Here is a 21300-nt window from a genome sequence, read left to right as displayed (position 1 = left end):
GCGGGTGGGGGTGCGCCGGCGGTGGGCGGAAGCATCGCTCTACCGGCCGCAAACTGTCATCGCTGCCACACCGCACTCGGCGGCAAGCCCCCCCCGTGAGCCGTCGTAACAGCCCTGCAGGGCTCTGCCCCTAGGAGTCCGGCGCACAGCGACAGGACGAGCATCGCAGCCGAAGCCGCCGCGACAGGCGACGCCTTCGGGACGGCCGTCCGGGCCGAGCCGCATTGAGCCGGGCCCGGCAACGCCGGCCCGGCTCAATGCGGTCATGTGGGCTTGATGTCGTCCACCCGCTCACCCTCCGCCTGGGACGGCTCGGTCCTGGGGACGTCCGGGTGCTGGGCTGAACGCTCAGCCATCTCGTCGCGCTCGCCCTCAGCTTGGGAGGGTGTGTGAGAGTACAGCCAGGTGTCGTAATCCGAGGCTTCGGACTTCATGGCGGGCCTCCCTTGGTCGCCCATCTCCCATGCTCCTCCGTCGGCCCCCGCAGGGCGAGACCAGCGAGCACTGCATCTCGCGTCCCAAGCCAATGAATCTGCCGGATGCGCAGCCCAGCCGATTCCCGGTGGTGCTGCTGGAGCTGAAATTTGCTGGCTTCTCCGCAGCTGACCGCGCTCAGAGGATCCCAGCACTCACCATCAGGCGTTGTCGCTTGTCACCGGCGCCATCCTCAGCCACCGAGCATCACAGGCGGCCAGGAGGGCCGCATCCGTGGGTGCGTTCCTACCGTTCCTGATCCTTATCGGCTGCCTCGCCGCTGTCCTGGGCTTCTTTGCGTGGCCGGCCGCGCGTATTCGTCGGCGGGGCCTTGCGGGCGGGGCCATGAGTGCCGCGCTGAATTCCTGCGAAGAGGCGTTCCGCGTCACCGCTCACGAATCTCACGTGGAGATCCGAGTCCAAACAGAACGCAAAGCACCGATCCCGTCGCCGGACGATCAGTGGGGGCGCAACCCCGGCGAAGCCGACCAGGTCGGCGCAGAGGACCGTCGACCACGTCAGCCGCAACGCCGCCGCTCACGTCGGGGCCTTGGCCGCTGGGTCCATCGTCTGAGGTCCGGTCGCTGATCCACGGGCACTGTGTTGCTGGTTGCAGGAGGAGTTGTTGCGCTGGGCGTCGCGATGTTCCTGGCAGATGATGTTCTGCCGGCGATGAGGCTCGAGGCTGGATCTACCTTTTGATCTTGGCCAGTGCTCCGGCGTTCACGCCGGGGGTGAAGGCCCGCTCAGGACTTCTCTGACTTGCGGGTGAGCATGGGTCGGCACTGTTCACCTCGGCCTATGGGGCGCTTCTGGCTCGATGTATTGGCGTGCGACGGTCAGGGGCCTACCGCCGCAGCTTCCGGTGAAGTAGGGGCCGGACCAGAAGTGGCGGCCCCACAGGTGGCTGCGGATGTGCGCGTCGTACTCCTGGCGCAGACGCCTGGAGGAGGCGGAGTGGACCAGTTTGGAGAGCTGGACCTTGGGCGGGTAGTGCGCGAGCAGGTGCACGTGGCCCTCCTCGTCGTTGAGCTGCTTGAGTTCGGCCCGGAGTCCGCGCACATCTCCCGGATGATCTCTTCGCAGCGCTTCGGCATCTTGTCCGTGAACGCCTTGCGCCGGTATGTGGTGTCGAACGCCAAGTGGACGTGCAGGTTGTAGACGATGTGCCGGCCGGTTCTGACATCGGGGTTCGGATTCCATCACGGTGACATAGACACACTGTAGGATCATGGTCACCATGGGTGAACTCGGCTTGGAGAAGCGGCAGTTCGGGCACCGCGCCCGACTGGCACTGTCCCCTGCCGAGCATCTCCTCGCCGACGAGCAGGCGCACGCCGCCCGCACGGTGTGGAACTGCCTGCACGCGTGGTGGCAGATGATGCCGAAGGACAAGCGGACTCTGGCGAACGCGGACGCCGCGATACGCCAGGCCCGCAAAGAGATCGATTTCCTCGCCGTCCTTCCTGCGCAGGCCGCGCAAGCGGTGCTCAAGACGTACTTCCATGCCTGGAAGAACTGCTGGGACGGCCGTGCCGGCGCTCCGAACTTCAAGGGCCGGTTCCGGTCCGTGATGAGCGTGGACATCCCGCAGGGCCGTGATCTCCAGATCAAGCGGGTACACCGCCGCTGGGGCATGGCCAACATTCCCAAGGTCGGCCGTGTCCGCTTCCGCTGGACCAAAGATCTCCCCGTGGGCAATAAGGCGAATGCCGACAACCGGATCACCGGGGCACGGCTGGTCAAGGACCACCTGGGATGGCACATCGCCTTCCGTGTGCAGAGCGTCGAAGCCAAGCCCGCATCTCACCAGGGGGCGGAGGTCGGAATTGACGCCGGGGTGAACCTGCCCCTCGCCCTGTCGGACGGCAACCACCAGGATCACGGGCGTGCGCCTCACCTCCCGGATGGCAGCGCCGACCGTGACAAGTGGCTGAACACCGAGGAAAAGGGCAAGCTCCTGCGCCTTGAGCGCCGGGCCGCCCAGCGCAGGACACACCGCAAGCCTGGCGAGCGCACCAGCCGCCGCCTGCACCACACCTATGACCAGATCCGGGGGCTGCGCGCTAAAGCCACGCGGCGGCACCAGGACTGGCAGCACAAGACAACCACCACCCTCGCCCAGAAGTACGGCGTCATGGTGGTCGAAGCACTCACCATCACGAACATGGTCAAGTCCGCTCGGGGCACCATCGCCGAGCCGGGGACAGGCGTCGCGCAGAAGGCCGGACTCAACCGCTCCATCAGTCAGGAGGCATGGGGCAGGACGGTCACGATGCTGACGTACAAGGCCGGCCGGTACGGCGGCACCGTGCACAAGGTGCCCGCCCCGAACACCTCCCGACGCTGTTCCACCTGCGGCTTCATCACGCCCGGCAGCCGGGAGGACCAGGCCACGTTCGTATGCAAGAACCCGGACTGCGGATGGTCGGGCAACGCCGACCACAACGCGGCCCGGAACATCTTGCACCTGTACCGGACGGGCCACGCGCTCATCCCGGCTGCCGGGAGGGCAGTCGTCAGGCGTGACAAGCGCGTCAAGCCCGCCACCGCAAGGTAGACGGGAATCTCCTTCCTAAGCTTGCGAAGGGAGGAGAGCACTTCAATGGCGCAAAACAAGGGCCTGTCATCGATCGGTGCCGACCTCATCCGGGAGAGCGACACCGAGGCCCAGGCCGCCAAACACGGCCTGGCGGGCGGCGGGCCGGATAATCGGCGGCCGAGCCAGGCAAGAGCGGCAGACGCCCGTGAGACCGGTGACTTCGATCCGGCCCGCCGATAAGGAAGCGCCTCAACTTTCGCGCTGGTGTCGTGACGTACGCGGCGGCCGTAGTGGAGGGTCGGACAACTTCCCTTCCTGACAAGCCGAGACGCCCCTAGGATCGCACCTCCTGGTTACCGGCCGGTGACCTGTATGAGGGGGTACAGATGGGGTTCTTGATCGGCATTCTGTTGATCGTCTTCGGCGCACCGCTCGTCGGCCTCGTGGGTCACTGGCTGGAGAACGCCGGCCATGAAGCCGCCGGAAAGGCGATCTCCGTCGGTGGGTATGTGACGGTGCTGGGCGTGGCAGCCTGGCTGATCATCGGCAGCTTCTGAAGCAACTGCCCAGGATGGATCGGCCCATCATGCGGTTGCTGTCATCGAGCACCGCGGACAGAAGAGGGGCATCCGTTCCTGCGCCTCGTCGAGAGTGAGCGTGGGGAGCCGTAGGGCGGGCGGTCTTCAGCGCTGGCGTGATCGTCGAGTTGGCGGGCGGCACTGGTCGGCGAGATGGACGGCGTGGCCCAGTGCGACCAACTGGACGGCGTGGCTCAGTGAGACGAGCTGGTGCCGCAGGTCGTCGGTGGTCACGCCGGGGAGCGAAGGCCCGCGGCGCCCGCGCTCAGCTGCTCGATGACGAGGCGAAGCTGCTGCATGTCCGTCAGGTCGGGGGCTTACCCGGCTGGCGCGAAGTTCTCCGTGATCGCGCGGTGGCATGGCGACCGTACGGTGGCGCCTTGGCGGAGCGTGAGGTCAATACGTCAGTGACAGAACGAAGACGTCGCTGAAGACCGCCTGTAACTCGGTGAGAGATACAAATACTTCCGACCACATGCACCGCGCTCGTTCTGGGGGAACACCGTGAAGTACACCCGCATCACCGCACTCGCCGCCATCGGGGTCGCCGCCACCCTCTCGCTCACCGCCTGTGGCAACAACGGCCCCGGGAAGAAGTCGTCATCCAAGGGCTCCTCGTCCTCGTCTTCTTCGTCCTCGGACGGCGCCTCCAAGTCGCAGGGAGGCGGTTCGAAGTCGGAGGGCGGCTCGCAGGCCGGCAATGCGAAGTCGGACTCCGGTGAGGACACCGCGGCCGGCGCCGGCACCGCGAACGGTACGACGAACACCGGCGGCAAGGTCACGTTCTGCAAGACGGAAGACCTGGCCATCGACGCCGTGGATGCCGCGCCCGACGAGAACTCCGGCAGGATCAACATCACCATGATCAACCGCGGTTCGACCACCTGCTCGGCCACGGGCTTCGCGGGCGTCAACATAAAGGACGCCGACAACACCTCGAACCCCATCGAGCGCGGCCACGCCCAGCCGCGTATCACCACCCTGAAGCCCGGCGACGCAGCTGTCTTCAACCTCGCCTACGACATCGACAACAGCGGCGACAGCCTCGCGGACCCGACCGACATCCAGGTGACGCCCCCGAACGAGACCCACACCGTGAGCCTGAAGTGGCCTGCAGGCGCGGGGGAGATCAAGGGCGCCTACACCGACGTCGAGGTCTACCCCACGCACACGACCGAGTAGGGGTGGTGACCGCGGTCAGCCATGGTGGCCAACCGCCGCATCCGGCCAGGACCTTGGCCATCCCTGACGGCGCGCACTGACAACGACGGGCGGTACAGCTGGTCCTCGGGCCACTGCTTCAAGGCCTCGTAGTTGTCGTCGCCGCTTCGTTCCGAGAGGAGGATATTCGCCTCGGTTATGGCACTGAGGCTGCCGATGCGGGAGGTGAACTTCCGTTCTGCGCTCGCGAGTTCGGCCCACCATCCCTGCATGACGACAGCGCCCGCGCCCGTTAATGGTGAGGCGATGGCGCTTGAGGTCAGCCATGGCAATGGCCCGCACTGTCGGGCCACCGCATCGGATGCGGCTTATGGGCAGGGTTTGACGGTGCCTGTTGTCGGCTGGATGGTGCCGGGTGCCGGGTGCCGGGTGCCGGGTGCCGGGTGCCGGGTGCCGGGTGCCGTGTGCCGGGAGATGAGGGACCGTGCCCGGCGTCACGGTCCGTACCGGCGGTGCAGCGCTCAGGTGGTCAGCGGGTCTGGCTCGCCGCGCCCTGGGGCTGGGCGAGTCCGGTGGCCCACAGCTGGTCGACGCGTGAGCGCTCGGTGGCGTTCGGGTAGTGGCTGGTGCAGGTCGGGCCGGGGCCGCCCCCTGACATCAGCTCACTGCAGGGCCCGCTGTAGTCGTCGGGCAGGCCCAGTATGTGCCCGGTCTCGTGGGTGGCGACGCGGACGGAGTCGTTCTGCCGGCTCTGGGTGTAGTCGAGGAAGACGTAGCCGCTTCCGTGGCCGTTGGTGTCGGCGTAGGACCCCTCTGGGTCGTTGCCCTCGCGGTAGGAGAAGTCGGCACCACTCGATGCCGGCTGGAGCTTGACGTTGGACTGGGAGCTGTTCCAGATCGAGGCCGCAGTCGATATCTGCGAACGGAAGCTCGGTGCCTGGGAGGCGTTGTAGTAGAGGGTCACCGCCTGCGCGTTCGGCTGGGCGGCGCGCTTCTTGGCGACCGATTTGAGTACGGCGTCGAAGAATGCCTTGTTGTTCGCAGCCTTCTTGACCGACCCGGCGTACCGCGCATCGGAGGTGCCGGCGGTAGCGGACGGGGCGGCGGCCGTCTGAGCGCTCGCCGGCACCGCTGCGCCCAGTGCGCTGGAGGCCAGACCCAGGCCGAGAGCGAGGGCGAGGAGCCTCGCGGGCATTCGAGACGACTTCATACGGGGGACTCCTACTCGCTCGGTGACGCCGAGCGCCCGGTGCGTGGTCGACTCGGCGTGAGCACCGATTCCGGACTGCGGCGACGTCTTGTGAGTCGTCATTCTTAGAACGGCTCGACAGCGAGCACAATGGGTCCCATAACTACGCTGCTTCGTAGGTTCCGGGACCTCGCCGGGGCGATGTGCGGGCCTTCGGCGCGCACATCGGGGCAGAGGGTGAAGCTGACGCAGCGTCAGAAGCGTTACGCCAGGGGGTGACGAGCGCGCGGGTCGGCCGGGTGGAATCCCGGGGCGAGCGACAGGGTTCGAAATTGGGCAATACGGACATATGAGCCAATGTCTGACACGTCGCATCTACTAAGCACGCCGGTTGGTCGGCGGAGCGCCGTGACTGATGTCATAGAACAGGCGCTTTCGTTCCTTTCGCGCCTTGCCGGCCCCGGCTCGCCCCCCACGGGATCGCCCTCGGAGATGGGGCGCGCCCTTCACCGCCGAGCCGCCGCTCGGTCCCCATCGAGAAGGAGGCCGGGCCCCGCCGTGCAGCCCGGCGCGGGATGTGGGGGAGGGAGGGGGCGGTGGATTCCTCGCCCGCCTCCAGCAGCACGTCTGTCGCACCCACGATGAGGGGGGCCGGCCTCCCGACGACCGCGTGGCCCTTCGGGCAGGTAGGCGTCCGATCCAGCAGGCTGCCCATGGCCTCGATCCGGTGTTCTTCACGAGGTCCACGGCGCGTGCTCGGTGGATGAGCTCACTCGCCGGTTTCGCCCCCACGCCGGATCGCCCCGGTCGAAGGGGTCTTCCATCAGCGCCAGGGCATCGATCGCCGACAGGGCAATCGCGGCGGCTCCTTCCCTGAAAAGCTGGTGATTGAGAGCGGGGCGTGGCCGCCATCCTCTACCTGCGGAGACTGTGCACCCAGGACGTCCTTGTCGATGCGCTGGGCGACGTGAGTGGGTCCTCGGTCGGGGGCGTCGGCCGCGAGATCGGGCCCCTGCTTGCGGAAGCCGGACTCCGCCCGCCCACGGACTCCTCCACCCGGACGCCACCCGGTACCGGACATCAGCACTGTGAGTAATCTGCGCTGGTCAATGTGAAGGTAAGGGATTCCCTCGATGGAGTCGCAGCCGGTGCAGGAAGGTAGCTGGCTGGCGCTGTGAGTGCCGTGCGCGAGTGTTGCTGGCCGGAAATCCTTCGTACTTCCGCTACTTCACGGCTGTTCAAACCTCAACCAGCCAGAAAGGGCGGGCTGACCTGGCCCTATTCGGTGGGTCTACGGTCCTGCCGCTGGGGCGGTATGGCCCGTCTTGTTGTGCGCACGGTGCGGGGGAGAATGGAAAAGGAGGGGTATAGCCCCTTCCTCTCCAGGACGGCGAGGGGCACGGCGCGGCGAGGGTCCCGTTGCGCCGCCGTGCGGGGCTCTTGTCGGGGACCACGAAGGAGTCGCCGCCGTTGTGACTGCGGCCTGGGTTCGGTTGTCACTCCAGCCCCGGACCGAAGCCGACCAGCACCCCCAGGCTCAGCGAGGACGGACGTGAGATGACCACACCATCACGTGGACCCGAAGAAGGGAATTTCGGCGACCCGCTGAGGGTCGCGCAGGCCGCCACCGTCATGCTGGACGAACAAGGGCGAGTGACCGGATGGAGTCGGGAGGCCGAAGCGCTGCTCGGCTACCGCGCTCAGGAGGTGCTCGGGCAATCGATCGACACGCTCTCGGTACGGACGGATGGGGACCGGACTGGAGAGTGGCTCCCGCAACTGTCCAATCCGGAGCATTTTCAGCACGTCACTTTGCGTCATCGTTCGGGTCGTCCTCTGCGAGTGACGGCAGCTTGCTGTCGCCTCTCCGACACGGTGGAGGGCTCGACCGTGTTGCTGTCCCTTGAGGATGCCGAGGAGTTCAACGATCGGCAGATGCAGCAGGCCATGGTGCACGGCCTTGCCGCTCAAGCGACCGTGGCGCTGACGATCTACGGCACCGACCTGCGCGTGGTGTGGGCGAACACCGCCGCCCGGCAAGAACTTCCCGGGCCGTTCGCTCAGTACCTGGGGCGCAGTAAGGATGAGCTGTATCCGGGAAGCCAGATACTCTCCGCGCAACACCCGTCTTCGGTCACACAACTCATGAGTAGTGTGCTCGACACCGGACAGAGCGTGAGGGGCCTGCACTACCGGGGCCGCCCCCCTGCCGATCCCGGCCGAGAGCATGTGTGGTCGCTGTCCTACTACCGGCTACAGGACGCTGAGGGTCGGCCTCTGGGGGTGTGCGAGGAGTCGGTGGACGTCACCGACCTGTACCAGGCGCAACGCCGACTGGCCCTGCTGAACGAGGCCAGCGTGCTGATCGGCAGCACTCTGGGCCTCACCCGCACGGTCGAGGAGCTCGCGGAGGTCCTCGTGCCCCAAGTCGCCGACTTCACCGCCATAGACCTTCTCGGCGACGTCCTGGACGGCGGGGAACTCTCCGCGCGCTCCTCCGACCCGAGCGGCGACATGCGCAGGGTCGTCCACCGCTCAGTCAAGGAAGGCATGCCCGAGGCTGTAGTCGCGCCTGGCCAGACGGTCGGCTATTCGGCAGGCTCCCCGCAGTGGCGGTCTCTCGCGACCGGCCGTCCCATCCTGAACGCCGTCCTGGACCTGTCAAGCCCGTGGCTGCTCCAGGACCCAGTGCGCGAGTCACGCATGCGCATGGTGGGTATTCATTCCCACCTGGTGGTCCCACTCCGCGCCCGGGGAATCACCCTGGGGGTGGCCACCCTCATGCGCTGGCGCACTCCAGATCCCTTCACCAATGAAGACCTGCTCCTCGTCGAGGAACTCACCGCCCGCGCCGCAGTCTGCATCGACAACGCACGCCGCTACAACCGCGAGCACCGCTCCGCACTCACCCTGCAGCGAAGCCTTCTGCCGCACGAGCTGCCCAGTGATACAGGCGTAGAGGCTGCCTACCGCTATCTTCCGGCCGACATCGAGGCGGGAGTGGGTGGTGACTGGTTCGACGTGCTGCCCCTGGCCTGTGCCCGGGTGGGACTGGTCGTCGGAGACGTCGTCGGCCACGGCATCCGTGCCGCAGCGACCATGGGGCGCCTTCGCACCGCCGTCCACACCCTGGCCGACCTCGACTTGTCGCCCGAAGAGCTACTCGTCCACCTCGACGACCTCGTCAGCCGCCTGGCCGACGAAGCCGAAGCGGCGCATCCCACCGGCGTCGAGGGCGTCGTCGGTGCCACCTGCCTGTACGGGATCTACGATCCCGTCACGCGCCGCGCCACCTTCGCCCGTGCCGGCCATCCGCCTCCCGCCCTCGCCCATCTCGAGAAGGCAATGGAGTTCCCCGACATCCCGGCGGGTCCTCCGCTGGGGATCGGTGGGCTGCCGTTCGAGTCGGCCGAGATAGACATCCCGGAAGGTGCCATCCTCGCCCTCTACACCGATGGACTCATCACGGCCTCGGACGGCGACGTGGACACCGGCCTCGAACGCCTCACCTTCGCGCTCGCCCACCCGGACCGCCCCCTGGAGGAGATCTGCGACACCATGGAGCGGGTCCTGCTGCCCGACCACCCCTCGGACGACGTCGCCTTCCTCGTCGCCCGACCCCGCCCGCTCACCGCCGAGAGCGTCGCCACCTGGGACCTTTCCTTCGAACTGAGCTCGGTAGGACTGGCCCGCAAAATGACCAGCGATCGCCTGACACAGTGGCGCCTCGAGGAACTGTCGTTCTCCGCAGAGCTGATCGTCAGCGAACTGGTCACCAACGCCATCCGGCACGCCCACGGCCCCATCGAACTCCGCCTGATCCGCACCCGCAACAGACTCATCTGCGCCGCCTCCGACGCCAGCAGCACCTCTCCACACCTGCGACGGGCCACACTGAGCGACGAAGGAGGCCGAGGGCTGTTCCTCATAGCCCAGTTCGCACAGCGTTGGGGCACCCGTCACACCGCAGAAGGCAAGGTCATCTGGGCCGAACTGGTCATCCCGCAGGACGAGTGCGGGGGCGAAGGCAGCAGCGAATCCAATAGGACACCGTGAGGCGGGGATGGGATTGCCTCAGACTCGATGACGTTTCCGGGTGCGTTCTCAATACCTACGCGGAGCGCAGTCCCGGTCACGGAAGTTCGTCCGGGCTCGCGACCGTCACCGGCTCGTCGGATCTGTAGGGAGAGTCGGGGCGGCAGGCGAAAACGCGGTCATGGAGCCCTTCTTCAGACTGCTGCAGAAGAGCGTTTTCGACCGCCGTACATGGGCCACCGGTCAGGAACTACGGATCGCGATCGTGACCTGGATGGAGAGGACCTACCACCGACGCCGTCGACAGACCGCGCTCGGCCGGCTGACCCCGGTCGGATACGAAACCGTCATGACTACACCGGTCATCCAGGCCACGTGACCCAACCCGTCACCTACCCCTGCATCAGACCCCTTCAGTATGGGGGGATGGTGTCTACAACGACGGTGATCGTCTTGCCGCCACGATGCTGCTGGGTGGTGACCGAGCGGGCCAGATTCTGCACCATGAGCCAGCCGAAACCGCCTGGCAGGGCAGGGTCGTGGGGGAGCGGTTGCGGCGCATGGGTGGTGCGGTCACTGACCTGCAACAGCAATCTGTGCCGGCGCACGCAGGCACTGAAGCGGGTGATGCCGCCGCCGTGGCGCAGGGCGTTGGCCGTCAGCTCGCTGGCGATCAGCAACGCATCCTCTCGTAGTCGGCGCGCTTGGTGATAGGGAAGGCCCTCACAAAGAGGGGCGATGGCCATGCTGGTCTCGGCCCGAGCCTGCGAACAGGTCATGCGCTCTTTGCGAGGCATGTCGAGAGTGCCCATGGAAGAAGCCTCCTTCGGTCGCATGCTGCTGGCTTCCGAATCGCCTGCCCGCCGTCTGCGGAAGCACACATTAAGCGAGGATTTCCTGGCGCTCAGAGGCCACTGCATTGCCGCGATGCTCGGAATTAGGATTCTGGCAATGCCACACGCCAGGCCCTCATTCGCAACGCTGTCGGTGCGCGGCCCTGATCCGGCAGCTGAACGATTGCGGCGCTCAAGTTTGTTTAATGGAAGGCCATTTGGGATTCGAGGTTTCGTATTCCGTTGAGTGGACAGCGTCTCGACGGAGCTTGATGATCCGCCCGCCCGAGAGTCCAGGGTGCCCCGGTCGATACCTTGCCCCCGAGGGCACCGCCTTCCACCACGTCTCTGGACTGGCATCGTGGAGAATCCGGTCCATCCCCGGCCTGGTCGGGGGAGGCATCGGGGCGACAGGAGCCGGCCGCAGGATCCGGGCATCGCGGCGAGAGTGCCCCGCGCAGGTGCTCCTCAGGAGCACTGCTCGGTAGCCCGCCGGGTGCATGGTCCGGAGGTCGCGGGTTCAAGCCGTGTGCCCGCCTTCTACGCCCGAAAGCGCCCTGAACATCTGCTAGTTGGTGTGGTGCTGCCATCATCGTCCCCGGTAGGGACCCAGATCAGAGGGGGCCGTATCCGTGCGTCCTGTGCGGGGGTCGTCGTGTAGACAGGGCCCGACGTGGGCCTGTTGCTCGTCGTGGAAGGCGGGAGGAGTCGGCGAGCGGGTTGCCACAGGGCGGCTCCATAGAGGATGGTTGCCATACGGCAACTTTTCTTCGAGTGGATGAGGTGAGGGGTTCGCGCAGCGGGCCCTCGTACTGTGACTTCTGCCCAACAGGCACACGCCGCGGGCGCGCCTGCCGCGGACATGGCATGGACCTCGGTGCCCTATCCGGTGCTGATGGTCGATCCCAGAGGCACGGTCCGTCTCGTCAACCCGCTGGTCCGTGATGTTTTTCCCGATATCGCCCCGGGTGTTCCTTTGGCCGGGTGCGTTCCGGGCTGGCTGGCCGACGCGCACAGCCGTCGGGCCGCTGCCGGGACAAACGGCGCGAAGGTGTCCGGGCCAGTGGGGGAGCGGAGTTTGGAGGCCCACCCCACGGTCCTGGAAAACGGGGACACTGTGTGGTGGCTGGTGGACGACACCGACCACCGCCGGGCCCGTGAGGCTCTGCGGGTGGAGCGCGAGCGGACGGCGTTCCTGGCTGAGGCATCTAATGTGCTGCTTTCGTCGCTGAACGTCGATCGGTGCATGGACGCGACGGCGGACCTTGCCGTGAAGCACCTCGCGGACGCCGCCTTGGTGGTTGCGCCCCGCGGCCGCCACGGGCTGCCGGTGGTGACGTGCCTGAGTGGCGGCACACCAGAGCGTTCCCAGTGGGCTGCCAATCCTGACGAGGTGCCGGGACTGGCCGAGGCTCTGCAGGGCTTTCCGCCTGTGCCCTCCCGATGGATCGATCCCGAGTCCGCCCCCGGATGGCTGATCCCGGACGGCTTCGGCCCGGTCGGCTCGATCGTGGTGACCCCTCTGCCGGGTCATGGCGTTCCAGCCGGCGCGCTCATACTGCTGCGGCGAGACGGGCAGGCCGCATTCACGCAGGCGGAGGAGGTCTTCGCGCGGCTCTTCGCGGCCCGCGCGGGTGCGGCCATGTCGTCGGCACGCATGTACGCGGAGCAGGCCTCCCTGTCCAGGGCGTTGATGCGGGATCTGCTTCCTCCGGCTCTGCACCACATCTCGGGTGTGGACTTCGCCGGCGGCTACCGCCCCTCGAAGGACCACGAGCGGATCGGCGGCGACTTCTACGATGTCCACCCCGCCACGCAGGACGGCGAAGAGTCCTTCGCGGTGCTCGGCGATGTCTGCGGCAAGGGATTGGAAGCCGCTGTCCTCACCGGAAAGATCCGTAACACGCTTCAGGCACTGCTGCCGATGGCCGATGACCATCAGCGGATGCTCGACCTCCTCAACGGCGCGCTCCTCAACTCGCACCACACGCGTTTCGCCACCCTGGTGATGGCGTCCGCCGTGCGCGAGCAGGCAGTGGTGCGCCTGCGGATCACCAACGCCGGACACCCACCGGTCTTGATCGTGCGCCGCGACGGCACGGTGGAAGAGGGGCGCTCCCGGGGCACGCTGGTGGGAGTGCTACCCACGGCCCAGGCGTCCACGACGCACGAGATCCTGCAACCGGGCGAGTTCTGCGTGCTGTTCACCGATGGCATCACCGAGGCCAAGGGTGGCCCATTGGGTGAGGACCGGTTCGGCGATCAGCGGCTGAAGGACGCCGTGTCCGCCTGCGCGGGGATGCCCGCCGAAGCGACCGTCGAGCACCTGCAGATGCTCGCCTCCCAGTGGGTGGGCGGCGGGCCGCACGACGACATGGCCGTCATGGTCATCGCAGCACCACGTTCCCACCATCTCAGCGCTGTAGGCGGCCATACTCGGGGCAGGTTCACTGCATGACGAACACCATGACCGCTGCCGCCTCGGACGCTCGCCGGGTTGGACAGCTGTGGGAGGCCGTCTCCGCAGGGGACGAACGGGCGGCCACCGACGTGCTCTTCGACGCGCTGGGAGACGGGATGCCGGCGGAGAAGGTGCTGCTGGATCTGATAGCTCCGGTGCAGCGCACCGTGGGTGAGGAGTGGGCCGCCAACCGCATGTCGGTCACGCAGGAGCACGCCGCCACCGCCATCAACGACCGGGCGATCGCCGCGCTTTCCCACCAGTGGTCGGCACACGTCCCTGCGGGCCGCGGGCGGATGACCGTGGCGTGCACGGACGGGGAATGGCACGGCCTGCCCGCCCGCCTCCTGGCCGAGGTGTGCAAACTGCGTGGTTGGACAGTCGACTACCTCGGCGCACAGGTCCCCACCCACCACCTCATAGCCCATATCCACCAGACGGGCCCGGACGTGGTGGCACTCTCATGCTCGATCGCCACCCGCCTGCCCACCGCGCACGCGGCGATCACCGCAGTACAGGCCACCGGCACGCCCGTACTGGTCGGAGGGGCCGCTTTCGGTGCACACGGGCAGTACGCGCGCCGACTCGGCGCGGATGCCTGGGCGCCGGACGCGCGCAGCGCCGCGGACCGCCTCGATCAGGAAACACTGCCGCGGCCGGCAGCGGCACATCAGCCCATCGACGACCTGCCGCACCTGAGCGACCAGGAATACACGATGGTCACCCGCACCCGCACCGAACTGGTGCGCGCCACGATGGGGACTCTGGAAGAGCGCTTCCCCGCCATGCGGGACTACACCCCCGCCCAGCGGGCGCACACGGCCGAAGACCTCGCGCACATCGTGGACTTCCTCGCTGCGGCCCTCTACATCGACGATCCGCAGCTGTTCACCGACTTCCTCGGCTGGACCGCCGGTATCCTCACCGCCCGCCGCGTCCCCGCTCACTCCCTCATCCCTGCACTGGAAATCCTGGGCGAAGAGCTCAGAGACTTCCCCCGCTCCCTTCAGCTCATCCAGCGGGCCACCGACCACCTCACCGGGACAGGACCGGTGACCGCCACCGACAGGACCACCGCATGACACCGCCCCCCGAGCCCACCGCGCTGCGTCTGACGCGCGTCCCCAGCGCCGAGGAGGGCGCCCTGCGGCTGGAGGTGCAGGGTTACCTGGATTACGAAACGGGCGAAGGTTTCCTGACAGCTGCCACACGACAGTTGGCCGACGCCCCCGACGTGAAACATCTCTACCTGGACTGTGCGGAACTGAGCGGCCTGGATTCCATGGGCCTGGCGATGCTGCTGATGCTGCATCGGCACGCGAGTGCCGCCCAGGCCACTATGCACTTGGAGAAGCGCACGCCGGTTCTGGACCGCATACTGGCGATCACCGGCACCCTGGAACACCTCGCCCCCGGCTCACAGAAGGCGGCGGGTGCGGCGGGTGAACAGCCTCAGGCTCAAGGGCTGGCATCGGGTCGAACCCCCGGCGAGCAGCAGGCTGCCGAGTCCTGCGGCCGGGGCACGCGCCCCGATCCCGAACCCCACGCGTGATGATGCCCCGAGGGGCGAACACAGGCCCTCGGCTTCATCGGCCGCCGAACCCCAACCTCCGCCAACCGGCGAGCTTCACGTCGTCCGTGACGACGACCAGCCACGTCCGCCCTGTCCGGATCCCGGAATCGAGCGGACTCCGATGCGTCCAGTCCGTCGCCACGCTGCCCGCACATCAGCACGCTGCTCTGACAGAAAACCGTGCCGTCTCCCGGGAAACGCAGGCCGAGCAGCACGCACCGCGTCCCGCCGAGGACTGGCCGCGGGCGACGCCACCGCTCGAGGCCGGCCCGACTCGGCTGTGGCAGTGCCGCATACGACACACTGCCCGATCGGTGGTCAGCCCTGCCGTAACCGCGGCACTCGATCCGCTGCAGGAGGCTCCCACGAGTGGATGCGAGGCGGGGACTGGGCTGGTTTCGAACGGCCGCGGAGGTAGGATTTGCGAAAGTCAGCCTCACTCCGATGTCAGAGGGTGCTCGGATGCCCCGAAGCCTGCCACCCCGTAACCAAGAGCAGGTGGCTCTGGTAGCGGGCAATGTGTCAGAGCTGCTCCAGGTGCTGTGGGGACGGGGCCATGAAGCCGTGCGGTCAGGTCCGCTGTCCCCTTCCCAGCTGCGCGCCCTGACGGTGATCGAAGGACAACACACGGTCAACCAGCGAGCGCTGGGTGCGGCACTGGGCTCGCGCCCCTCCTCGATCAGCCGGCTGTGCGACCGCCTGGAGGCCGCGGGCCTGATCGAGCGGTGCACCAGCACCACCAGCCGCCGCGAGGTCGATCTGCGCCTCAGCCGCCGCGGAGCTGCCGCACTAGAGGAGTTCCGTACGTCCCGCCTCCGCGAGATCGAGGCCGTACTGCAGCACATGTCGCCGGCCCACCTGGCCACCTTGGCCGAAGGGCTGGAACAGTTCCAGGCGGCAGCCGCTGTGCACATCGGCCTCCAGACAGAGGATGATGCGGACGGTGCCGCTTCCGCGATGACTGCCTGACTGCGACGGCGCGCGGACGTCAGTCATGCGGGGAGGGTCCGGCATCGTCCGGCCGGGCAGCCTGCACGAAGGCCCGCAGCCCTGTCAAAAGCTGCCTGCGGGAGCCGGGCGGCATCCGGCTGAGAACGTCACCCACCCACTCGGCACGCTGGGCGAACACGGTGTCGAGCATGTCGTTTCCCTGAAGCGTCAGCAGCAGGCCTATCTCGCGCCGGCTGGTGGGCGCCGGTTCTCGCCGGAGCAGCCCGGCCGCTTCGAGACGGTCGCACAGTCTGCTGGCGGCGGGCGGAGCCGCCCCCACCTCCCTTGCCATACCGCTGAGGTTGATTCCCGGGTAGCGACGGGCGACGAGCAGGGCTTGCAGCTGGAGGACCGAGAGCTGTGGGGACAGGGGTCTGGAGGCGTGCTGCCAACATGAGATCAGCGCCTCCAGGGCCTCTGTCATCTCTGTGGTCACACCGTGCGAGACCTCGTTCGGGGGGCCCGCCCGGGCCATGCGGCCGTCACTGTCCATCAGCTGAAGTGCACCTCTCGCGGGCTGACGCCGGACCGTACTCACCACGCCTCTTCTGCCCATTGCGCCGAAAATATCCCCGGAACGGGTGCTGGAAAGGCGCCTGTGCGGCAGAGTCACCGCAGCGGACTGCCGCGATCGCGTACATACGAAGACTCCGGCACACGGGTCAGACGGCGCGAGATAGAATCAATCATTGCCGCACGGCAACATTCGTGCGGTGCTGAGACCTACTCTCCAGCCCAGGCTGCTGGGCAGCTGCAGGCGTGGTCGGGGGCTGGAGATTGGTGGAGAGCGCATGCTGTAACAAGGATTCTTCCCGGACGGCGGGCGATCTGCGGATCCAACCGTCTCTTCTCCCGCTGGGCATCTTCCATCCACTGAAACAGGGCTTCCGGTGACGAACTTTCTTGCTGTGGAGCGTGCCGTGCGCAGTGCTGCCCCGTACGACCTCCTGGACACGCTACGGGCCGCACTCATCGAGCACTACCAGGCAGTGAAGGTCGACCTACTGATGGCCGACTACAGTCTCACGGTCCTGCAGCCAGTGACAGAACTGCCCTATACCGCAGAGCCCTTGTCCGTCCATGACAGCCCCGAAGGCCGCGCCTTCGGCAGTCAGGAACCTCACGGATATGCGGTACGCCATGAAGGAGCAGTCGATCTGCATCTCCCGGTGACCGTCCGCGGAGACAGACTCGGCATCCTCAGTGTGCGAGTACCGGAACAGGACTGCACGCCCGACGCCGTAACGGAACTCGCGGCACTCGCGGAAATCGTGGGACACGCCATCGTCGTCGCCGAACGCGATACGGACATCTTCCTGCAGGCCCGACGGGCACGCCGCCTCACTCTCGCCGCCGAAATGCAGTGGCAACTGCTCCCGGCGCGCGCCTGCAGTCGCCAGGAATACGCTATCGGCGCCCAACTGGAACCTGCCTACGCCATCCACGGCGACAACTTCGACTGGGCAGCGACCGCACAGACACTGACGCTCACGATCACCAACGGCATGGGCGAGGGAATCCAGGCATCGCTGCTCACCAACCTCGCCGTCAACGCGCTGCGCAACGCCCGACGGGCCGGCATCGGCATCGCGGACCAAGCCGCCCTGGCTGACCAGGCGCTCTACGCACAGCACCGCGGCGAACAGTATGTCTCCACCTTGCTGCTCTCCTTCGAACTGGCGACCGGTCGGGTCCAGGTGGTGGATGCCGGATCGCCCCAGCTGTGGCGCCAGCGCGACAGGAACGTAGAACGGATTCACTTCGAAGCCCAGCTGCCCCTGGGCATGTTCGAGGAGACCGAATACATCACGCAGGACTTCGAGGCACAGCCCGGCGACCGGCTGATCTTCGTCAGCGATGGCGTGTACGACGCGGTGTCGGAGTCGGGTGAGCCCTACGGCAGACAGATGCTCGCCCGAGCAATCCAGTCGGTGAGCCTTCTGCCCGCGGCTGCGGTTCCCCGGGCGATCCTGCAAGAGCTCTCGGCCTATCTCAAAGCCGTGGCTGATGACGACGCCCTGGTGGTATGCGTGGACTGGTTCGGCCAAGCTCCCCGCTCCTGAGGCCACCGTGCGAACAGGTTGGTTTGCTTCCGGTTGAAACGGTCGAAGGGGGTACGGCCGCCACCGAGTTCGTCAGCGAACGGGTAGCCCAGCGGCTGAAGGAACCCGACGTTGCGACTACTTCTTCCGTGGGTACGCCAGGCCGTCTCGTGCAGCGCGTGCATTTTTGGTTCAGCCTTTGGAATGCCTGTGCATCTGGTGCGCAACCTTTTCGGTCACCTCCTCTACCTTTCCACGCACCTGTTCGCCACGACCTGACCGCTGCATGGATTTGTCACCCAGCGCTTTGCCGAGGGTTTCCTTCACCTTGCCCCTGATCTGCTTCGTCTTGGCGTTTCCCTTGATCATCACGATCACATCGTCTCTCCGAGTTTGACGGACCGTTGCCGACCTCCTGTCCGAGCGTAAACGTCGCAAACGCTGCACGCACTCTTCGCAGGTCTGCTGTTCGCGTGGCCACGAAACAAGTCCTCTCCTGGTGAAGTGGGCGGTGCGACCAGGTCGAATTCCGTCGTGCTGACAGAGCGCCCGAAGCCGCGTCCGTTCCCTGACGCACCTTGCACTTGTCCCTGACGCACCTTGCACTTGGAATAAGCTGTCAGTGATCCATCGAACACGTCTGGTGAGAGTTGATGAGGTGATGGTGATTCGGTCACTCGAATTTGCGTTTCATGCGAGTCCTCTGGGGCACCAAGGGGGCGAGGTCTCAGAAAGGACCGCGTCATGAGCGGCAGTGAAAAGGCAAAAGCCAAGGCAGAACAGGTCGCCGGCAAGGTCAAGAAGACAGCCGGACGTGCGGTCGGCAATGAAAGCGCAGCCGTGAAGGGTAAGGCCAAGGAATCCAAAGGTCATCTGCGTGAGGCTAAGGAGAAGGGCAAGGACGCCTTGTAAGGTCCGACCCCTTGGAGAACTTGCGGGCGGGTCCTCGCGGCTCGGGGGGACCCACCTGTCCGCCACTCAATCCAGGTTGTGAAACTCGAGCTCCAGCAGACCGCCTCCTGTCATGGCGATCGCCCTCGTCGCAGATGCTGTTGCGGGCCTCTGCGTCGCCATGGAGTCCTTCAGGCTCAGGTCGCGCCTCACCGTTGAACCTGAATCGGGCTGACGGCTGGGGAAAATCAGGTAGAAGCGCAGCAAGCGTCGTACGTAGCGGAACGGCACGGCGCCGGCCATTGAGTGCACCCGGCAGCGCCCACCTAGTCATGGTCGTGGAGTTCATCGCTGCCCACGGACCGGCGACCATGTCACACGCTGCCGTCTCCGTGAACAAAAGGAGCGCGCTGGCGACGCGCATCTGTCGCCGTAAGAACGTCTCACGTTCGCGCAGATCGAGGCGTGCTTGCGACCGCCGCCTCTCGCGTTCCCTGCTCGTCCCCTCCACGACGGTCCGGATGCCGCTGGCAGTGACGCTGATGCTGGCTTCCTCCGTGTTCCTCGCCGTCGTCGGCACGCGTGCGTCGGCCCCATCCCTCCTAGGGGGCTGCGCGGGACTTTGGCCGCTCACCGTTCTGCAGGCTGTACGACTACTGCGTCGATGGACGACACCGACTGGTTGGATCACGCCCCTAGGTGTGAGAGGGCGTCAAAGGCCGTGATCTCGGCGATTCTCAGCCGTCCGAGAGTTGTTCGAGCAACGGCTTGACCTTCTCGCAAATGCTTCGCGAAGGGCTAACCGCTCCATACGCCTGTTGTACAGGGACGTCGGCGTGTCCGAACGAGCGAGGACAGATCGAAGGCGGTCCCTCATGCCTCTCGCGCCCGGGGGGAAAGGGGGCCCAGATGGCTCCGCTCGAGATGCAGGTCATCATGACGGCGATCAGGCTTGCCTCATGGCAGAAGAGCGTCGTACACGTGCACGGAAGTCCTCGACGCCATCCACCCGCCGCCCGTCGTCCACTCGCGGACCCGAATACGCCGCTGGCGCAGCCTGCCGGAGTTTGCAGCGATTGATCGGCCACACCACGGAGGGCGTATCGGCTGTGAGGCGCAATGACGACGGATGGTGCGTCGTGGTGGACGTCCTCGAATTGCCCCGGATCCCCGACACGACGAGTCTTCTTGCCTCCTATGAAGTGCAGGTCGATCAGGAGGGCGAACTCATGGAGTACCGCAGGGTCCGCCGCTACCGACGCGGTGCCGCCGACGAGTGATGCAGGTTTGCCCGACAACCGGAAGGACGACCCATGCCTGCGACCACCTATTCCGATGAGGTAGTGGCATGCCCGCCTCGGGCAGGCACCCTGTACGACGTGCTGGAACTGATCCTCGATCGGGGCATGGTGATCGACGTCTTCGTCCGGGTCTCCCTGGTAGGCATCGAGATCCTCAAGATCGACGCGCGCATCGTCGTCGCGAGTGTCGATACGTACCTGCGCTTCGCCGAAGCGTGCAACCGGCTCGACCTGGAACGGGATTCAGGCAGTACTACGGTCCCCGAGCTGCTCAGCGGGAGCGCTGCCAAATCCATCGGCAAACGCAAGGTACGCAAGGCGGCGGAGTCCGTGGGCGAAACCGTGCGCAAGGTAGTCGGTGGCCATGATGACGACTCCGAAGAGCCGGACGAGGACGATGAGGAGACTGAACGGCCGAGGAAGCGGCGCCCTCCTGCCCGCAGCGCTAAGAGTCGACGACGCGTGGAGGCATGAGCCGTGGCAGCTGAGGGTGTATACGTCTACGCGATTGTCCGGGCGGCAGTGGCCCCGCCATCAGATGTTGGCGGCGTAGGTAGCCCACCTGCCCCGCTGAGGTCTATTCGGCGGGGGAAGGTCGCCGCTGTTGTCAGCGAGGCGCCGCCGAAGCTGCGCGCACGGCGCCGCGACCTGCTGGCCCACCAAGACCTGCTGCAGCGCCTTGCGGAGGACGGCCCTGTGCTGCCCATGCGCTTCGGCGTGGTCGCGCCAGACGAGGAAAGCGTGCGCAGGCAGCTGGCCAGAGCCGAGGGGGAACACGTCGCCGCCCTGGAGCGTCTTTCCGGCGGAGTCGAGGTCAACATGAAGGCTTTCCCGGCCCAGAGCGGGCTTTCGTCCCTCATCGCCGAGGACAGAAACGTACGCCACCTGCGGGACGAAGCGCGCCGACGCCCAGGTTATGAAGCCAGTCTCCGGCTGGGCGAGGCAGTCGCTGCCGCTCTCGCCGCACGAGCCGCCGCGGCTGGGCGGCGCATTCTGCGCGAACTCACCCCTCTGGCACGCGAGGTGGCTACGGGACCGGACGTACAAGGTTGCACGCTCAACGTGTCGTTTCTCGTTGACCGGCGCGAGCAAGAACGTTTCCGTGCCCGGGCGCAGCGGTTCGCCGACGCACACCGTGACCATGTCGAGCTACGCCTGGCGGGGCCACTGCCCTGCTACAGCTTTGTCACCGCCGAAAGCTGCCCGTCTCAGACGGCCGCCGGAGTCTGA

The 21300-nt window shown here is 66.7% G+C and carries 21 protein-coding genes and 2 pseudogenes; 15 read left to right on the top strand and 8 right to left on the bottom strand.

Features of this window, described 5'->3' with window-relative positions:
• Nucleotides 1-263: 263 nt before the first annotated feature.
• Nucleotides 264-434 carry a hypothetical protein gene (locus LGI35_RS02695; protein ID WP_227291971.1) on the bottom strand — a complete coding sequence of 57 codons (171 nt, stop codon included), beginning with the start codon at nucleotides 432-434 and terminating at the stop codon, nucleotides 264-266.
• A gap of 786 nt (nucleotides 435-1220) precedes the next feature.
• Nucleotides 1221-1640: pseudogene (tnpA, locus tag LGI35_RS02690) on the bottom strand (IS200/IS605 family transposase).
• Between the two features lie 74 nt (nucleotides 1641-1714).
• On the opposite strand from tnpA, the gene LGI35_RS02685 reads away from it, so the two are divergent.
• The 3 genes from LGI35_RS02685 (at nucleotide 1715) to LGI35_RS02675 (ending at nucleotide 3573) form a co-directional block, all read left to right on the top strand.
• Nucleotides 1715-3034 (top strand): RNA-guided endonuclease InsQ/TnpB family protein, encoded by a 1320-nt coding sequence (locus tag LGI35_RS02685; RefSeq protein ID WP_227300179.1) that lies wholly within the window; start codon nucleotides 1715-1717, stop codon nucleotides 3032-3034.
• 45 nt (nucleotides 3035-3079) lie between these two features.
• Nucleotides 3080-3256 (top strand): hypothetical protein, encoded by a 177-nt coding sequence (locus tag LGI35_RS02680; RefSeq protein WP_227291970.1) that lies wholly within the window; start codon nucleotides 3080-3082, stop codon nucleotides 3254-3256.
• Nucleotides 3257-3402: 146 nt separating this feature from the next.
• Nucleotides 3403-3573 carry a hypothetical protein gene (locus LGI35_RS02675; RefSeq protein WP_227291969.1) on the top strand — a complete coding sequence of 57 codons (171 nt, stop codon included), beginning with the start codon at nucleotides 3403-3405 and terminating at the stop codon, nucleotides 3571-3573.
• A gap of 126 nt (nucleotides 3574-3699) precedes the next feature.
• Here the strand turns inward: LGI35_RS02675 and LGI35_RS46010 are convergent, their stop codons facing one another.
• Nucleotides 3700-3828, bottom strand: coding sequence for a hypothetical protein (locus tag LGI35_RS46010; RefSeq protein ID WP_264484658.1), 129 nt, complete (start codon nucleotides 3826-3828; stop codon nucleotides 3700-3702).
• Between the two features lie 270 nt (nucleotides 3829-4098).
• On the opposite strand from LGI35_RS46010, the gene LGI35_RS02670 reads away from it, so the two are divergent.
• On the top strand, nucleotides 4099-4776 hold the full coding sequence (locus tag LGI35_RS02670; RefSeq protein WP_227291968.1) for a DUF4232 domain-containing protein: 678 nt from the start codon (nucleotides 4099-4101) through the stop codon (nucleotides 4774-4776).
• Between the two features lie 508 nt (nucleotides 4777-5284).
• On the opposite strand, the gene snpA is transcribed toward LGI35_RS02670, so the two are convergent.
• Entirely contained in the window at nucleotides 5285-5965 is a 681-nt protein-coding gene (gene snpA / locus LGI35_RS02665; protein WP_227291967.1) for a snapalysin, read from the bottom strand.
• A 1536-nt stretch (nucleotides 5966-7501) separates the two neighbouring features.
• On the opposite strand from snpA, the gene LGI35_RS02660 reads away from it, so the two are divergent.
• On the top strand, nucleotides 7502-10000 hold the full coding sequence (locus LGI35_RS02660; protein ID WP_227291966.1) for a SpoIIE family protein phosphatase: 2499 nt from the start codon (nucleotides 7502-7504) through the stop codon (nucleotides 9998-10000).
• Nucleotides 10001-10058: 58 nt separating this feature from the next.
• A pseudogene (locus LGI35_RS02655) lies at nucleotides 10059-10358 on the top strand (IS3 family transposase); the annotation flags it as partial.
• Between the two features lie 34 nt (nucleotides 10359-10392).
• On the opposite strand, the gene LGI35_RS02650 reads toward LGI35_RS02655, so the two are convergent.
• Nucleotides 10393-10791 carry an ATP-binding protein gene (locus tag LGI35_RS02650; RefSeq protein ID WP_227291965.1) on the bottom strand — a complete coding sequence of 133 codons (399 nt, stop codon included), beginning with the start codon at nucleotides 10789-10791 and terminating at the stop codon, nucleotides 10393-10395.
• Between the two features lie 883 nt (nucleotides 10792-11674).
• Between LGI35_RS02650 and LGI35_RS02645 the strand changes: the two genes are divergently transcribed.
• The 4 genes from LGI35_RS02645 (at nucleotide 11675) to LGI35_RS02630 (ending at nucleotide 15815) form a co-directional block, all read left to right on the top strand.
• On the top strand, nucleotides 11675-13270 hold the full coding sequence (locus LGI35_RS02645) for a PP2C family protein-serine/threonine phosphatase (RefSeq protein WP_227291964.1): 1596 nt from the start codon (nucleotides 11675-11677) through the stop codon (nucleotides 13268-13270).
• Nucleotides 13267-14355 (top strand): cobalamin B12-binding domain-containing protein, encoded by a 1089-nt coding sequence (locus tag LGI35_RS02640; protein WP_227291963.1) that lies wholly within the window; start codon nucleotides 13267-13269, stop codon nucleotides 14353-14355. Before LGI35_RS02645 ends, LGI35_RS02640 begins: the two co-directional genes overlap by 4 nt.
• Nucleotides 14352-14825: an STAS domain-containing protein gene (locus LGI35_RS02635; protein WP_227291962.1), complete on the top strand. Its 474-nt coding sequence runs from the start codon at nucleotides 14352-14354 to the stop codon at nucleotides 14823-14825. The genes LGI35_RS02640 and LGI35_RS02635 overlap by 4 nt, the downstream gene beginning before the upstream one ends.
• Nucleotides 14826-15308: 483 nt before the next feature.
• A complete protein-coding gene (locus tag LGI35_RS02630; RefSeq protein WP_227291961.1) occupies nucleotides 15309-15815 on the top strand; it encodes a MarR family winged helix-turn-helix transcriptional regulator in 507 nt (168 codons plus the stop codon).
• A 19-nt stretch (nucleotides 15816-15834) separates the two neighbouring features.
• Here LGI35_RS02630 and LGI35_RS02625 read toward each other — a convergent pair whose 3' ends face one another.
• Nucleotides 15835-16329: a MarR family winged helix-turn-helix transcriptional regulator gene (locus tag LGI35_RS02625; protein ID WP_227291960.1), complete on the bottom strand. Its 495-nt coding sequence runs from the start codon at nucleotides 16327-16329 to the stop codon at nucleotides 15835-15837.
• A 397-nt stretch (nucleotides 16330-16726) separates the two neighbouring features.
• On the opposite strand from LGI35_RS02625, the gene LGI35_RS02620 reads away from it, so the two are divergent.
• Nucleotides 16727-17899: a PP2C family protein-serine/threonine phosphatase gene (locus tag LGI35_RS02620; protein ID WP_227291959.1), complete on the top strand. Its 1173-nt coding sequence runs from the start codon at nucleotides 16727-16729 to the stop codon at nucleotides 17897-17899.
• A 171-nt stretch (nucleotides 17900-18070) separates the two neighbouring features.
• Here the strand turns inward: LGI35_RS02620 and LGI35_RS02615 are convergent, their stop codons facing one another.
• Nucleotides 18071-18247: a CsbD family protein gene (locus LGI35_RS02615; RefSeq protein WP_227300178.1), complete on the bottom strand. Its 177-nt coding sequence runs from the start codon at nucleotides 18245-18247 to the stop codon at nucleotides 18071-18073.
• A 375-nt stretch (nucleotides 18248-18622) separates the two neighbouring features.
• Here LGI35_RS02615 and LGI35_RS02610 point away from each other — a divergent pair, with 375 nt between their 5' ends.
• Complete coding sequence (locus LGI35_RS02610) at nucleotides 18623-18790, top strand: CsbD family protein (RefSeq protein ID WP_227291958.1); 168 nt, start codon at nucleotides 18623-18625, stop codon at nucleotides 18788-18790.
• A 66-nt stretch (nucleotides 18791-18856) separates the two neighbouring features.
• On the opposite strand, the gene LGI35_RS02605 is transcribed toward LGI35_RS02610, so the two are convergent.
• The gene (locus LGI35_RS02605) at nucleotides 18857-19072 is read right to left on the bottom strand and encodes a hypothetical protein (protein ID WP_227291957.1); all 216 of its coding nucleotides are present in this window, start codon (nucleotides 19070-19072) and stop codon (nucleotides 18857-18859) included.
• Between the two features lie 656 nt (nucleotides 19073-19728).
• Between LGI35_RS02605 and LGI35_RS02600 the strand changes: the two genes are divergently transcribed.
• The 3 genes from LGI35_RS02600 to LGI35_RS02590 are packed head-to-tail and all read left to right on the top strand — an operon-like array spanning nucleotide 19729 to nucleotide 21300.
• Nucleotides 19729-20049, top strand: coding sequence for a gas vesicle protein GvpO (locus LGI35_RS02600; RefSeq protein WP_227291956.1), 321 nt, complete (start codon nucleotides 19729-19731; stop codon nucleotides 20047-20049).
• Nucleotides 20050-20082: 33 nt separating this feature from the next.
• Nucleotides 20083-20544 carry a gas vesicle protein GvpJ gene (gene gvpJ / locus LGI35_RS02595; RefSeq protein ID WP_227291955.1) on the top strand — a complete coding sequence of 154 codons (462 nt, stop codon included), beginning with the start codon at nucleotides 20083-20085 and terminating at the stop codon, nucleotides 20542-20544.
• Nucleotides 20545-20547: 3 nt separating this feature from the next.
• On the top strand, nucleotides 20548-21300 hold the full coding sequence (locus LGI35_RS02590; protein ID WP_227291954.1) for a GvpL/GvpF family gas vesicle protein: 753 nt from the start codon (nucleotides 20548-20550) through the stop codon (nucleotides 21298-21300).

It is taken from the genome of Streptomyces longhuiensis, from assembly GCF_020616555.1.
GTDB classification, from domain to species: domain Bacteria; phylum Actinomycetota; class Actinomycetes; order Streptomycetales; family Streptomycetaceae; genus Streptomyces; species Streptomyces longhuiensis.
This window is presented reverse-complemented; position numbering and strand designations above follow the sequence as displayed.